Origin of the sequence: Enterococcus saigonensis, assembly GCF_011397115.1 — a bacterium.
Classification (GTDB): domain Bacteria; phylum Bacillota; class Bacilli; order Lactobacillales; family Enterococcaceae; genus Enterococcus_C; species Enterococcus_C saigonensis.
Genome location: NZ_AP022822.1, coordinates 383,316 through 397,545 on the forward strand (window position 1 = coordinate 383,316; position 14,230 = coordinate 397,545).

14 protein-coding genes and 1 other RNA gene are annotated in these 14,230 nt (G+C 36.1%); 10 read left to right on the plus strand and 5 right to left on the minus strand.

What is annotated here, in order from left to right; genetic code table 11:
- Positions 1-3 precede the first annotated feature (3 nt).
- The 3 genes from EsVE80_RS01755 to EsVE80_RS01765 all read left to right on the plus strand — a co-directional run bounded on the left by EsVE80_RS01755 (position 4) and on the right by EsVE80_RS01765 (position 2,748).
- Positions 4-606, plus strand: a complete 603-nt coding sequence (locus tag EsVE80_RS01755; protein WP_173102184.1) for a TetR family transcriptional regulator — start codon at positions 4-6, stop codon at positions 604-606.
- 374 nt (positions 607-980) lie between these two features.
- On the plus strand, positions 981-2,060 hold the full coding sequence (locus EsVE80_RS01760; protein ID WP_173102185.1) for an ABC transporter permease: 1,080 nt from the start codon (positions 981-983) through the stop codon (positions 2,058-2,060).
- 4 nt (positions 2,061-2,064) lie between these two features.
- Entirely contained in the window at positions 2,065-2,748 is a 684-nt protein-coding gene (locus EsVE80_RS01765) for an ABC transporter ATP-binding protein (protein WP_173102186.1), read from the plus strand.
- 47 nt (positions 2,749-2,795) lie between these two features.
- Here EsVE80_RS01765 and EsVE80_RS01770 read toward each other — a convergent pair whose 3' ends face one another.
- Complete coding sequence (locus EsVE80_RS01770) at positions 2,796-3,692, minus strand: cation diffusion facilitator family transporter (protein WP_173102187.1); 897 nt, start codon at positions 3,690-3,692, stop codon at positions 2,796-2,798.
- Positions 3,693-4,161: 469 nt separating this feature from the next.
- Between EsVE80_RS01770 and EsVE80_RS01775 the strand changes: the two genes are divergently transcribed.
- Positions 4,162-5,271: a sortase domain-containing protein gene (locus tag EsVE80_RS01775; protein WP_173102188.1), complete on the plus strand. Its 1,110-nt coding sequence runs from the start codon at positions 4,162-4,164 to the stop codon at positions 5,269-5,271.
- Between the two features lie 175 nt (positions 5,272-5,446).
- On the opposite strand, the gene EsVE80_RS01780 is transcribed toward EsVE80_RS01775, so the two are convergent.
- From EsVE80_RS01780 to EsVE80_RS01795, 4 genes are all read right to left on the minus strand, one after another.
- Entirely contained in the window at positions 5,447-5,920 is a 474-nt protein-coding gene (locus EsVE80_RS01780) for a universal stress protein (protein WP_173102189.1), read from the minus strand.
- Positions 5,921-6,033: 113 nt separating this feature from the next.
- Positions 6,034-6,306, minus strand: a complete 273-nt coding sequence (locus EsVE80_RS01785; protein WP_173102190.1) for a hypothetical protein — start codon at positions 6,304-6,306, stop codon at positions 6,034-6,036.
- Positions 6,307-6,380: 74 nt separating this feature from the next.
- A non-coding RNA gene (ssrS, locus tag EsVE80_RS01790) (6S RNA) lies at positions 6,381-6,575 on the minus strand.
- Between the two features lie 68 nt (positions 6,576-6,643).
- Entirely contained in the window at positions 6,644-7,945 is a 1,302-nt protein-coding gene (locus EsVE80_RS01795) for a replication-associated recombination protein A (RefSeq protein ID WP_173102191.1), read from the minus strand.
- Positions 7,946-8,172: 227 nt separating this feature from the next.
- On the opposite strand from EsVE80_RS01795, the gene EsVE80_RS01800 reads away from it, so the two are divergent.
- From EsVE80_RS01800 to EsVE80_RS01825, 6 genes are all read left to right on the plus strand, one after another.
- Complete coding sequence (locus EsVE80_RS01800; protein WP_173102192.1) at positions 8,173-8,805, plus strand: DNA-3-methyladenine glycosylase; 633 nt, start codon at positions 8,173-8,175, stop codon at positions 8,803-8,805.
- 2 nt (positions 8,806-8,807) lie between these two features.
- Complete coding sequence (locus EsVE80_RS01805) at positions 8,808-9,290, plus strand: DUF3013 family protein (RefSeq protein WP_173102193.1); 483 nt, start codon at positions 8,808-8,810, stop codon at positions 9,288-9,290.
- An 82-nt stretch (positions 9,291-9,372) separates the two neighbouring features.
- Positions 9,373-10,320, plus strand: coding sequence for a 50S ribosomal protein L11 methyltransferase (gene prmA / locus EsVE80_RS01810; RefSeq protein WP_173102194.1), 948 nt, complete (start codon positions 9,373-9,375; stop codon positions 10,318-10,320).
- Between the two features lies 1 nt (position 10,321).
- Positions 10,322-11,068: a 16S rRNA (uracil(1498)-N(3))-methyltransferase gene (locus EsVE80_RS01815; protein WP_173102195.1), complete on the plus strand. Its 747-nt coding sequence runs from the start codon at positions 10,322-10,324 to the stop codon at positions 11,066-11,068.
- A gap of 12 nt (positions 11,069-11,080) precedes the next feature.
- Positions 11,081-11,737: a beta/alpha barrel domain-containing protein gene (locus tag EsVE80_RS01820; RefSeq protein ID WP_173102196.1), complete on the plus strand. Its 657-nt coding sequence runs from the start codon at positions 11,081-11,083 to the stop codon at positions 11,735-11,737.
- A 279-nt stretch (positions 11,738-12,016) separates the two neighbouring features.
- On the plus strand, positions 12,017-14,227 hold the full coding sequence (locus EsVE80_RS01825) for a RelA/SpoT family protein (protein WP_173102197.1): 2,211 nt from the start codon (positions 12,017-12,019) through the stop codon (positions 14,225-14,227).
- Positions 14,228-14,230: the final 3 nt, after the last annotated feature.

The following is a 14,230-nucleotide window of genomic DNA, read 5'->3' on the forward strand; positions in this document are numbered from 1 at the left end:
TAGATGCCAAAAGCCACTTTTTTAAATTTAGCTGTTGATAAACAGGAAAAAGTTGAAATGATTTTATTGGCAACTTTTTATAATCGACACATTTCTCAAGTGAAAGTATCCGAAATTGTTGAAAAAATGGGTATGTCGCGGGGAGCTTTTTACAAATATTTCATTGATTTAGAAGATGCGCATCAATATGTAGTGCAAAAAGCTTCTATTGCAGTTCACCGTGAAATATTAACGTCTGTTTATACGATGTCAGACGATTTATTTGCGGGAATTGCAAATTATCTAAAAAAAATTGCGCGAGTGGATAAAACAGCAAAAGAATGGCAACAAATTCAATTATTGACAGCTAATCCGACAATTTTTGCTAAACGCAATGATCACAGTAATGGGCAAAATGCAATGGTGCTGCAATGGCAAGAGCTTTTGATCAAAAATGATATTAGTATGGATACGCTAGAAGAAAGCCAAGAATTTTTATTTCTGATTATGGATTTGGTGATGGAGATATTGACTGCCTTTATAGTCAATGATTGGGATGAAAAACGATTAGCCACTATTTATCAGTTGCGAATTAAATGGCTCAAACAAGGTATTCAAAAAAAATAGAATAATTCAGAGTAAAACAGATATTTGCGTCTAAAAGTAGCAATATGGCTATTAAAGCAAATTTCTGTTTTTTATTGTTGAGAGAATTACAAAATTTTGTTAATGAAGTTTTTTGTTTGGCTAATGTGATCGTATTTTACCTATTAGTTTTCAAGACAGTTCCCCGTTTTCTCTTGCTAAAAGTCGGATAAAATGGCTTCTTTGATATTTTCTAAAAGGCCTAGAGTTTGTGCTTTTTCGATTCGAATTACATTTTAAATATTAAGAAAAGGTTAAGTAAATTTCGTTTAACAAGCACAAATAGTGACAAAGTGTTACTGAGGCGTTAAAGTGATTACCGTACTTAAAGAAATTGTAAATAAAGGATGATGAAGATGTTTTTAGCACTAAAAGAGATGCGTTATGCGAAACTACGCTATGGCTTAATTATTGGGATTATGTTGCTAGTTTCCTTCGTAGTTTTCTTGTTGTCAGGATTAGCATCCGGGTTGGCACAAGAATTTATGCAAGCGGCAGGTGATTGGCAAGCGGATACGGTAGTATTGGCAAAGGATGCCAATAAATCATTAAATGCTTCTCAGTTAACGTTGCAGGATTTTGATGATGTAGCCACTACAAGTAAAAAGGCACCTATTAGTATTTATAATGGTGCAGCAAAGTTGAATAAAAAAAATACGGATATTACTTTATTTGGAACAGATTCTGAAGCCTTTATGTTGCCAAAAGTTACCAAAGGAAGTAATGAATTAACTAAAAATAATATTATTATTTCGCAAAATTTAGCAGATGAGGGTTATCAGATTGGAGATAAAATTACGATTGGTAAATATGCGGAAAAATTGACAATCATTGGCATTTTCAAAGCGACATATTACACCGTAACTCCAGTTATTTATTCGGATACGGAAACTTTTGTGAATGTGAAATTTAATGGTCAAATTCCGCAAGACAAAAATCAAATTCCAATTAATGGGATTCTAGTAAAAAAAGGAAGTCCTGATTTTACGACCGAGCAAAAGGAAGATTTTGATTCACTGTCGCTAGCTGAATTCATTGAAGCAATTCCAGGTTATTCAGCTCAGAACTTAACTTTAAACGGAATGATCTATTTTCTATTTATTGTCGTAGCTGCTGTAATTGGAATTTTCATGTATGTGATGACGTTACAAAAGACAGCAACCTTCGGAATTATGAAAGCAGAAGGGATTTCTACTGGTTTTATTGCTAAATCAATTATCGCTCAATCCTTTATAGTCGGTGTGATTGGTGTTATCGGGGCAGCGGTATTGGCCTTTTTGACAAGCCTGATTTTACCAAGTGCTATGCCGTTTCAAATTATTGTAAATGATTGGTTATTATATGGAATTGTCTTGTTAGTTGTAGCTGTTATTGGTGGTTTGTTCTCAATTCGAACAGTGACAAAAGTTGATCCAATTACAGCCATTGGAGGTTAAGAATATGGAAAATGCTTTAGAAATGAATAATGTTAAAAAAGTTTTTGGTAGTGGACATACACAAATTACCGCTTTAAAAGGAATTGATTTTGCTGTTCAACCAGGAGAATTTGTCTCTATTATTGGTCCTTCTGGCTCTGGGAAAAGTACTTTTTTAACCATTGCCGGTGGATTACAGACACCTTCTAGTGGAAGTATTCTAATTAATGGACACGATTTTACTAATTTGAATGAAAAAAAGCGTAGTCAACTACGATTCAAAGAGATTGGTTTTATTTTACAAGCGTCTAATTTAATTCCATTTTTAAAAATTGAAGAACAATTTTTCTTAGTAGATAAAGTGAAAAAAACAAATTTGGATAAAGAACGCGTTGAAACAATTTTACGTTCATTGGATATTTTTGATTTAAAAGATAAATACCCTCGTGATTTATCTGGTGGGGAGCGGCAACGAGTAGCAATTGGTCGTGCCTTATATAACGATCCAAGCGTGATTTTAGCAGACGAGCCTACTGCTTCACTAGATACAGATCATGCTTTTGACGTGGTAAAATTATTGGTAAAAGAAGCGCATCAAAATAAAAAAGCTACTATTATGGTGACCCACGATCCACGAATGACGCAGTGGAGTGACCGGGTCTTAAAGATGACTGATGGCATACTCCAACCAGTACCAAAAGAAGCTTAAAAAAACTGTCTGATTCACTAATATAGTGGATTCAGACAGTTTTTTTATTAAATACTATGTTTTACCGATTCATCGCTGATTTCTCCAAGCTCAACTTGAATAGTGATATGAGCTAAAACAAAATTGTTCATTAATGCATGATCTAAGTTTTCTAAAAAAAGGTTGTTATCTGCTAAAGTATCACGACAAATATGGACAGTTAGTGCATTTTCTGTGGTACTTAATCCCCAAATGTGAAGATCATGAATGGCTAATACGGTCGGTTGATTTTCAATAAATTTTTTTACTTCCTCGTAATCGATTGCTTCTGGAACAGCATCCAAAGATAAGTTCACAGCATCTTTTAGTAATCCCCAAGTTCCAATAAAAATAATGCCAGCAATAATTAAACTAATTAACGGATCCAACCAGAACCAATTGGTATATTTGACAATAATAGCTGCTACAACCACACCGACAGAAACCAATGTATCAGCTGCCATATGTAAAAAGGCGCCCTTTACATTTAAGTCGTGTTGTTGATCTTTCATAAAAAGATAGGCAGTAAAACCATTAATAATAATTCCAATGCAAGCTACTAGAATTACCTTATTTTCCGCAACGGGTTGACTATTTTGTAAACGAGAAATCGCTTCAACTAAAATTCCGCCGATAGCCACTAATAAAAAGATAGCATTAAAAAGTGCTGCTAAAATTGAGCTGCGTTTGTAACCATAAGTTCTAGTGGACGTTCGTGGCCGAGCGCTTAATAAGACTGCAATCCAGGAAATAACCAACCCTAATACATCACTTAAATTGTGTCCTGCATCTGCTACCAGTGATAAAGAATTGGCTGAAAAACCAAAAATGGTCTCGATTAGAACAAACAAGAGATTGATAACAATCCCAATTTTAAAAGCACGTCTAATTTTCGTAGTAGGTGCATGTAGATGATGTTTCTGCATACAGATAACCTCCAATTTTATCAAATAGAAAGTAACTTTTTTAAAGCCAAGATAGAAAAAAATCTAAATATGAATGTGTAATCATATGTAAATTAATTTTAACACACCAAATTAAATTATGCGAATAATAATCTACAGTTTAAATAGCAAACTTACTTAGCGTTGAGAAAAGAATTTGCAAGGAAGAAAGAAACATTTTTAAAAGAGTATTTAAGCTGTTTCTTCAAAAGATTTATTTCTATAAAAAGACACGATATATTAGAAAAATGTGAATTAAATGACATTAACTTATTCAAAAAATGAAGGTTATTTAATTTGAAAAAGAGTGCATATGTGATAATTTGTAAGACGATATCCTTTATAATAGTAGTGAATAATAAGATGTAACATTATTGCTTTTTAAATAGAATAGAAGTTGTTTTTTTGATCATAAAAAAACAAGTAAGTAAAATGAAGGGCGGTGTGGAGCATGAAAATACGCGAATTGTTACTAACTAGTTTAGCAATGTTTTGTCTAATCGCGGTTAGTGTTAGTCTTTTTAAAGTTTATGCAAGTGCGGAAAGACGCTTGGATCAAGTATTAGTCGAAAATGTGACATTTGACGTAGGGACTAAAAAAACCGTAAGCAAAGAGACATTACTTGCAGCAGCCCATGTTAATAAAATTCCTCAAGTGACAAAAGTAGATGTTACAAATTTGGAGTGCATAAAAAATAATAAACCAGGAACGTATGAAGTCACAATTCAGGTATATATTCAATTTGATGAAGTTATTACCCGTCAGATTAACGTTCAAATAGTTGACAAAACACAGCCTGTTATCACACAAAAAAAAGAGCTAATTATTCCACAAAATGCCAAAATTGATTGGAATGATTACTTTTCAATTGATGATACAGTCGATGGCTTTATTTCCTTAGCAAAAAGTAAAATTAGTGAAGTGGATACAAAAAAAGTTGGGAAGCAGACTGTGGTAATAAGTGCGGAAGATAAGGCGGGAAACAATGTTAAAAAAGAATTTTCAGTAGAAATTTTCTCTAGCACAAACAAACGATTGGAAAAAGCAGGACAACTTCTTCAAAAGGATTTGAAAAATACGACAGCACCCAAAACGGCAAAATCACGGCACGAAGAAAAAAATCGTGTGCGTGTTAAGTCTACGGAAAAAAACGAGTTTGATTCTCAAGCCAAGTACACTTCTGTCATCCAATTCAATGGCCAGAAAATTTCTTATGTTCACGCTACAGGTGCTAATACTGCTCCTGATGAAGGAGCGGCTACTTGGCTTGGTAAAGGATTTGTTGACGATGGGGCGCCGACTCATTTTATTGGGCATAATCCTGGTGACTTTGCGACTGTCATGGAGCTGTATGTAGGAGCGCCCATCACCGTTTATGATGATAACGGTGAAAAAAAAACATATCATGTGTACGAAGTTGTTGACGTGACGGATGAAGGATACAACGCCAATGACTTGCAAGATGATGTTTTGCCACGCATGTTAGATGAAAAAAGTGAACGGATCAGTTTACAAACTTGTATTACTGATCAAATAAATCGTTGTGTATTAGCTCGCTAAAAAAATACTATGCTGTTGGCATTGATGGAGATAATTTACTAAATTCCATTAAAAAATACCTAAAGATAAATTTTGGTTACGGTAGATTAGGCGTGTACTACGAACTACTAATCTAGCCGCTAAAAAATATCTTTAGGTATTATTACTTTTTAATGAATAGCGTACAGATTGAGGCCTATTCTTTTTCTTCTTTGACAATTTTGTTATTCAAGTCTGTTCGGACAACCAAAACGTCACAAGGAGCATTACGAATGACATATTCCGAAACAGAACCGATAAATAAGCGTTCTACGGCATTTAGTCCGGTAGCGCCTAGCATAATTAAATCTACACCGTGTTCTTGTGGTAATTGTTTTGCGATAATGGGTTTTGGCGCACCATATTCAATAACGGTATTAATATCATGACATTCTTGTTCTTTTGCATAATCGCTATAATCTGCTAATGTTTGTTTTGCCATTTCTGTTGCTTGTTCAGCTAACATACCATCAAAAGAAGATACCGTTTGAAAAGCTCTTGTATCAATAACGTGGGCAATTAATAGTTTTGCCTCATTTCGTTTTGCTACATTGACAGCTTTTTTGAAGGCAAGTTCAGCTTCGCTCGAACCATCAACTGCCACCATAATTGTTTTATATTGTTGTAACATTTTACCCACTCCTTTACTTTTACAAGGCCCTAACTCTAAATCGTCTTATTACTTACAATTTTATTGTAAACTACTTTAGATGAATTGCAAAAAAGAAGCTATCAAATTCAAAATTATTTTTTAAGTGATTTGGCTAGTTTGAGACTAAAACTAGCTGCGAGTAAAAGGACAAAGAAGATATAAAGCAGGATAATGATTTTCAAGTTAATGACCGCTGCAATAAATCCTAAAATACCAAAGCCTAGGTAGAGCTGTCCATAGGTTCTCAAAAAGCCAGGAATTTCTTCTTGTGGGAACAAAGGTGTTAATAATTGCGGTTTTTTTAATAAAGCATAACTTAAAAGTAGTAATAATAAAGCAAATAAAATGACTAACACACGAATCATAAAAAAACTCCATTTCCAAATTAAAAATAAAAGCCGTCTGTCCAAAGACAGGCGGCTACATTCATAAAGAATGGGTAATATCCGTAGATGCCGTTATTCGTCCCATAGTATTGATCCCGCAATTTCTAGCAGGTGGGTTCCACGGTTTAAGTATCGAACTACCAAAAGAAAAGGCATGTTACCAACTTACACACAGGACGGATCCCAATATATCAATAAAAATGTTCGGTCAACACACAAAAAGGATAACTCGTACATCACAGATTTCCCACTTACATAGTAGCATAGGGGGGCAAAAGTAGCAACAAGATTGCTTCTATTTTTGTAATCGCTATCTTTAATTATCCGACAACTTTTTGGTTTGGCGCTTTTTACTCTGCCAGTTTTTGATACGATAATATTGTTGCCCTAAAGCTTGCTCATATTTACCGGAGGATTTCGGGTGATAATAAGTTGCATCTTTAATTTTATCGGGAAGATATTGCTGATTAACCCAAAAATCTTCGTAGTTGTGAGGGTACTGATAACCAATTCCGCGTGCTAAATCTTTGGCCCCTTTGTAGTGACTATCTCGTAAGTGGTCAGGTACATCCCCTGTAGCTCCTGTTTTAATATCAGCAATCGCTGCATCAAGAGCAACATACGCCGAGTTTGATTTAGGTGAGAGACACAAATCAACAACGCAATCAGCTAGTGGAATTCGTGCTTCAGGCAGACCTAGGCGTTCAGCAGCTAAAACCGCATTGACACTACGAGCCGCAGCTGCTGGATTAGCCAAGCCAATATCTTCGTAACCAATAACTATTAAACGACGACAAATAATAGCTAAATCGCCAGCTTCAACGAGCCGTCCCAAATAATGTAGTGCAGCGTCAACGTCGCTGCCACGAATTGATTTTTGAAAAGCCGAGATAACATCATAGTGTGCATCGCCATCTTTATCATGAGTAAGAGCTTTTCTTTGGATACATTCTTCAATAATACTTAACGTTAAATGAATCACACCATCTTTTTCCGGAGTTGAGCGAACCGCTAGCTCTAAGCCGTTTAAAGCGCTGCGCAAATCACCATTTGTTGCTCGTGATAAATGAAGCCGCGCTTGTTCATCAATTTTAACTGGAAAATCACCTAAGCCTCTTTTAGAGTCGGCTAATGCCAGATCGACTGCTTGTAAAATATCTGATTCTGAAAGTGGTTTGACTTCAAAAATTTGACACCGACTACGAATCGCTGGATTAATTGTGATATAAGGATTTTCAGTAGTAGCACCAATCATAATGATGCTACCACTTTCAAGATGCGGTAGCAAAAAGTCCTGTTTAGTTTTATCCAACCGATGGACTTCATCTAATAATAAAATGACTGTCCCACTCATTTTGGCTTCTTCGGCCACCACTTGTAAATCCTTTTTGGTATCGGTCGCGGCATTTAACATTCGAAAGGCATACTTGGTGGACCCGGCAATTGCTGAGGCGATACTGGTTTTACCTGTTCCCGGTGGTCCATATAAAATCATAGAAGATAACATTTTGGCTTCTACCATCCGGCGAATAATTTTGCCTGTACCTACAAGATGCTCTTGACCGACCACTTCATCTAAATTACGAGGACGCATACGAAAAGCAAGTGGTTTTTGCATAAGAGAAAATCTCCTTTTAATTTATATATCTTGTTTTATGAAGAGCTCAATATATTGTTTGTCCTTATTTTAACTATGCTAGTAAAATTTTAACAAGATAGGTTGGTTAAAGTATAACATAGCTTTTTAGCAATGAAATCTTTTGGAATTGTGTGAAATCCTTAAAACGTAACTGATTTCGTGGTCAGAAGCAGGTCTTTTGTGTACAATGAGGGAAGGTGAATAAGATGAGTACATTAGAAGAAGCACAAGAAATTTTTAATACTAAAACAACGCCTGAAATTGCGGAATATTTAATCGGTATGTATGTAGAGCATGTAACGCCAAGAGGGATTACCGGTGGATATATTGTAGATTGCGAAGCATATTTAGGTCCAAATGACGAGGCTGCTCATAGTTATGGTATGCGAAGGACCCCTCGTGTGCGTGCCATGTATGAAAAAGCGGGTTCGATTTATTTGTATACCATGCACACACATTTAATTCTGAATATGGTAACGCAAAAAGAAGGCATACCACAAGGGGTTATGATTCGAGCGATTGAGCCTGTAGCAGGAATTGACTTGATGCAAGCAAATCGCGGTGGCAAAGAAGGACCAGAAATTAGCAATGGTCCTGGTAAGTTAGTCGCAGCTTTAGGTGTTACTAAAAGTTTATACGGGGATTCAATTTTTTCGAGCCCGTTGCACCTTGTACCAAGTAAAAAACGAGAAGCTAAGAAAATTTTGCGTTTGCCGCGGATTGGCATTCCAAACAAAGGAAAGTGGACGAAGATGCTATTGCGCTATGCAGTTGCAGGAAATCCATATATTTCACAGCAAAGGAAAAATAAAATTACAGAAGATTGGGGTTGGAAGTAGCGATGAAAACCAATATGTTAACGTACTTAGATGAATTACTTACCAAAAAAATTTCTGATTATGATGTGGCTTTAGACTGGGATAAAAAAAACCATACCATTATGCTTGTTTTGCGACTTTTTGCCGAAAATAAAGAAAAAGTGATGATTGATGATGCGAATGGTGTGGCGTCAGAAGAGGAAGTTATTGAATTTGAGGATGGTATTTTGCTATTCAATCCACAAAAATCACAATTTGAAGAAGAGGACTATCTAGCTGTTTTACCTTATGAAGGAAAAAAAGGAATGCCTAAAGCAATGTTGAATGGGCTGGTAGATTATCTACGAGTTGTTTTAGATGACGGTCAAAGTGATTTGCTAGATTTTCTAACGGATGAAACAGCGGAAGTTTTTGAATTAAAGTTCAATAATGACGTTTTGTTGTCTTTTGTAAATAGTCATCAAACAAAAGATGATGATAGCTATATCCCATATCCAACCTACTAAATTAGGTGAAAACAAGCTTAATCGATGTAAATTACCGCATTATTTATAGCTATGAAGAAAAATCTGATAAAGGAGCACAATAATGAAATGGAATGAAATTAAAGTTGAAACCGCTAGTGAAGCGGTGGAAGCTGTAGCAAATATTTTAATGGAAGCTGGTGCTAGCGGGGTCGCAATCGAAGATAGTTTGGATGCGGAATATTTTCAATCTGATGCTTTTGGTGAACTTTTAGACAAAGAGAATTTTACTAATTTAGCAGAAGGCGAGGCAATCGTACAAGCTTATTTTCCAGAAACAACATTTTTACCGGAAATCTTACCTTTTATCAAAGAACAGATTAGTAAATTACCAGAATATGGTTTAGCTATTGGTAAAAATAGTGTTACAACAAGCGAGGTTTCTGATCAAGACTGGGCGACTGCTTGGAAAAAATATTATCATCCTGTTCGAGTAACACGTTATCTAACGATTGTACCTCAATGGGAAGAATACGACGCGGTTTCTCCTGAGGAAAAAATTATTACGTTGGACCCAGGTATGGCATTTGGGACTGGGACACACCCAACCACCAATTTAACTTTACAAGCATTAGAAATGACGTTACGCGGTGGTGAAACGTTGCTCGATGTAGGGACAGGTTCTGGCGTATTAAGTATTGCCAGCAAATTTTTAGGCGCAAAGGATGTTCATGCTTTTGACTTAGATGAAGTAGCTGTTCGGTCGGCGCAAGAAAATATGGATTTAAATCCAATTGCCAAAGATGTTCATGTGAGTGCCAATGATTTATTGAACGGGGTAGAAATTAAAGCAGATGTGATCGTAGCCAATATTTTAGCTGATATTATTATCAAAATGATTCCAGATGCCACTCGTTTATTGAAAAATGAAGGAACGTTAATTGTCTCTGGTATTATTGAAGGGAAAAAAGAGGAAGTTTTGGCAGTTTTGCGTACCTATGGTTTCCATGTTGCCCAAATTTTGCAGCAAAAAGACTGGTTTGCAATTATTTTGAAAAAAGAGGAAGTTTGAGATGCAACGGTATTTTATTTCTACGCCTTATAAAAGTGGCGAAATTCGTTTAAAAGGGGAAGCTTTTCATCACATGGTTCGTGTGATGCGAATGAAGTTAGCAGATAAGGTCTATCTGGTCTATAAAGATCAAATTGCAATTATTGCCAAAATTACTGCTATTGAAGAAAATACAGTTGTTTTAAGTGAGGTAGCCAAAGAACTGCAAAATAAAGAATTACCTCTTTTAGTGACGATAGCCAGTGGTTATCCAAAAGGTGATAAATTAGAATGGATTGTCCAAAAAGGAACGGAATTGGGTGCTTATGAATTTATTGGTTTTCCTGCGCAAAGCTCTGTGGTAAAGTGGGATGAAAAAAAATTGGCCAAGAAAAAACAACGCTTGATAAAAATTTCCCAAGAAGCAGCTGAACAATCACAAAGACAATTAACACCGAATGTAGAACTTTTAACCAATGAAAAACAATTGTGGGATAAATTAGCCGATTACGACGCAATTATCGTAGCGTATGAAGAATCAGCTAAGCAAGGAGAAAAAGCTCAATTAGTTCAAGTTTTGCAAGGTTTACCAGTTGGCAGCCGTTTATTAGCCATTTTTGGTCCAGAAGGTGGAATTACTCCTGCTGAAATTGAAAAAATGACTGCATTAGGCGGTAAATTATGCGGTTTAGGACCGCGAATTTTACGAACAGAAACAGCCCCTTTATATTTGCTAAGTGCTGTTAGTTACCAGTGGGAATTATTGTAAAGAGGTGAGATTATGAACGTTAGTGAGATTATCAGTCTACGCATAATAAATCCAGCGATAACAGACTGGGATTTTAAAGATCAACTTTTATCATTACAAGAACTGCCATTAAAAGAAATTGTTGTCTTGCCGAATCATTTGGAAAGAGCCAAGCAGCTTTTGGCAAAGACAGCGATTAAAATTGGTACTGTGATTGATTATCCACTTGGAAATGGAACCATCGCTAAAAAGGCATTTGAAGTGGGAAAAGCATTTCAAAGTGGCGCGGATTTTTTAGAAATTACAGTTTCACCTACAATGCTGATTCAACAACGTGATCAAGTGCAAGAATTACAAAAAACATTGCACTCTTTAGCAATGGCGTGGGGAGAAATTCGGGTGCGGATGGATAGCCGCGATTTAAAAGAATTACAAAAAATCGAAATAGCGCCTTTATTTAAAGAACTAGGCTGGAATCAGCTTGTCTTAGATGAGGGAGATTCTTTTGATAATGCCAAGCATGATGCTACGCTTTTTAATTATGATGCCGGAAAAAGCGTTAAGTTACAAATCAACTTAACCCATGTAAGCCATGAACAACTTCAAGAATTAATGTTAAGCGGAGCCGATAGTCTGGGAATCTTAACCTTATCTGGTTTAGATTTAACCACAGAATTAAAGACTTTTTAGAGAAGTTTGCGGTGATTGAAATCATGTTTACTTCTAGTGTATAATAACCCTAATTATTCACAAAGTACCGGCTGAAAAGCGGTACTTTTATTCATAACAATCAGTTATTTTTTTAAGTATAAAATTAGGATAGAATAGTAAAAAGATTGATTTTATAAAAAGATAATGAAGGATATTAAGGCGAAGTTTTGAACAGTTAGAACACTATGATCAAAAGTTCGTCTTAGTATCTGTAGCTCAGTTTTTTCACAATGTTTTCTAAAGAAAAGAGGTATGCTTGTGGCAAAAGATGAAATCGTAACAGGTCCCGGTGTGATTCGTTTAGTGAGTCAATATATGAGCCCAGAACATGTGGCCTTTGTACAAAAAGCGTTGGACTATGCCACGGAAGCGCATAAAGAACAATTTCGTAAATCTGGTGAACCCTACATCATTCATCCTATTCAAGTTGCAGGGATTTTAGCTGAATTGCATATGGATCCGCATACTGTTGCTACTGGTTTTTTGCATGATGTAGTGGAAGATACGCCAATTACGCTAGCAGATTTAACTCGTGACTTCGGAAGTGATGTAGCGATGTTAGTAGACGGCGTCACAAAATTGGGGAAAATTAAATACAAATCCCACGAAGAGCAGTTAGCGGAAAATCACCGTAAAATGTTGATTGCCATGGCACAAGATTTACGAGTAATTATGGTGAAATTGGCAGACCGCTTGCATAATATGCGGACACTAAAACACTTACGGGAAGATAAACAGCGACGCATTGCTAAAGAAACACTGGAAATTTACGCCCCGTTAGCTCATCGCTTGGGGATCAGCCGAATCAAATGGGAACTAGAAGATACGGCTTTGCGCTATTTAAATCCACAGCAATACTATCGCATTGTTCACTTAATGCAGTCAAAACGAGATGAACGGGAATCTTACGTAGCCGAAACAGTAGAAGAAATTCGTGTGGCAACAGAAGAATTGGATATTTATGCTGAAATTTATGGTCGTCCCAAACATATTTATTCCATCTATCGTAAAATGGTGGATCAAAAGAAAAAATTTGAAGAGATTTATGACTTGTTAGCGATTCGTGTTATTGTTGATACAATTAAAGATTGTTATGCGGTTTTAGGCACGATCCACACAAAATGGAAACCAATGCCGGGACGTTTTAAAGATTACATTGCGATGCCAAAAGCTAACATGTATCAGTCCTTGCATACTACTGTTATTGGTCCAAAGGGCAATCCTGTTGAGATTCAAATTCGTACGCATGAAATGCATGAAATTGCTGAATTTGGGGTGGCAGCGCACTGGGCTTATAAAGAAGGCAAGACAGACAAAGTAAAACCTGATAAAATGACCAATCAGATCAGTTGGTTTAGAGAAATTTTAGAACTTCAAGATGAAAGTTATGATGCTTCTGAATTTATGGAAGGCGTCAAAGGAGATATCTTTAGTGATAAGGTCTACGTCTTCACACCAAAAGGAGATGTAACGGAATTGCCTCAAGGATCAGGCCCGTTAGATTTTGCTTATAGTATTCATACAGATGTGGGCAATAAGACTACCGGAGCGAAGGTAAATGGTAAAATGGTCCAGCTGGATTATAAATTGAAAAATGGCGATATCGTGGAGATATTAACTTCACCCAATTCTTTTGGTCCTAGTCGTGACTGGTTAAAATTTGTTGCAACCAGCAAAGCTAAAAATAAGATTAAGCGCTTTTTTAAAGCGCAAGATCGAGAAGAAAACGTGCAAAAAGGCCATGATGCAGTGTATAAAACGTTGCAAGAAATGGAATTTTTGCCAAAAGATTACATGAACAAAAACAAAATGGCTGATCTTTTGGAGCGTTTTAATTATCAATCTGAGGATGATTTGTATGCTGCTGTGGGTTATGGCGAAGTTAGTCCCACGACAGTTGCAAATCGTTTAACAGAAGAAGAACGTCGTCAGAAAAAAGAAGAAAAAGAAAAGCAAAAAGTTCAAGAAATGATGAATCAGCCGGCGACAAAAAAAGAAGATCGGATGAAAGTGCGTCATGATGGTGGTATCGTTATTGAAGGCGCAGATAACTTACTAATCCGTATTAGCCGTTGTTGCAACCCAGTACCAGGAGATGACATCGTAGGTTATATCACAAAAGGTCGCGGTATTTCTATTCACCGAAGGGATTGTCCCAATGTAAATACTCCCACCGCTGAAAAGAGGCTCATTGAAGTGGAATGGGAAGACACTTCTAATAATTCAAAGGAGTATGACGCTGATTTAGAAATCTATGGTTATGATCGTTCGGGACTTTTAAATGATGTTTTACAGACCGTCAATAGCATGACGAAACGTTTACAAAGTGTGGAAGCCAAGTCAAATAAAGATAAAATGGCAACGATTCGTATTACAGTAGGAATTCAAAACTTAACACATTTGAAACAAATTGTTGATAAAATCAAACAAATTCCTGAAGTTTACAGTGTTAGAAGAACGAAGGGGTAGAAA

Coding starts and splice junctions, on each gene's coding strand:
- EsVE80_RS01820 (WP_173102196.1), top strand. CDS start 11,081: ATGAACGTTAGTGAGATTATCAGTCTACGCATAATAAATCCAGCGATA.
- EsVE80_RS01780 (WP_173102189.1), bottom strand. CDS start 5,920: ATGTTACAACAATATAAAACAATTATGGTGGCAGTTGATGGTTCGAGC.
- EsVE80_RS01775 (WP_173102188.1), top strand. CDS start 4,162: ATGAAAATACGCGAATTGTTACTAACTAGTTTAGCAATGTTTTGTCTA.
- EsVE80_RS01770 (WP_173102187.1), bottom strand. CDS start 3,692: ATGCAGAAACATCATCTACATGCACCTACTACGAAAATTAGACGTGCT.
- EsVE80_RS01795 (WP_173102191.1), bottom strand. CDS start 7,945: ATGCAAAAACCACTTGCTTTTCGTATGCGTCCTCGTAATTTAGATGAA.
- EsVE80_RS01755 (WP_173102184.1), top strand. CDS start 4: ATGCCAAAAGCCACTTTTTTAAATTTAGCTGTTGATAAACAGGAAAAA.
- EsVE80_RS01805 (WP_173102193.1), top strand. CDS start 8,808: ATGAAAACCAATATGTTAACGTACTTAGATGAATTACTTACCAAAAAA.
- EsVE80_RS01815 (WP_173102195.1), top strand. CDS start 10,322: ATGCAACGGTATTTTATTTCTACGCCTTATAAAAGTGGCGAAATTCGT.
- EsVE80_RS01765 (WP_173102186.1), top strand. CDS start 2,065: ATGGAAAATGCTTTAGAAATGAATAATGTTAAAAAAGTTTTTGGTAGT.
- EsVE80_RS01800 (WP_173102192.1), top strand. CDS start 8,173: ATGAGTACATTAGAAGAAGCACAAGAAATTTTTAATACTAAAACAACG.
- prmA (WP_173102194.1), top strand. CDS start 9,373: ATGAAATGGAATGAAATTAAAGTTGAAACCGCTAGTGAAGCGGTGGAA.
- EsVE80_RS01760 (WP_173102185.1), top strand. CDS start 981: ATGTTTTTAGCACTAAAAGAGATGCGTTATGCGAAACTACGCTATGGC.
- EsVE80_RS01785 (WP_173102190.1), bottom strand. CDS start 6,306: ATGATTCGTGTGTTAGTCATTTTATTTGCTTTATTATTACTACTTTTA.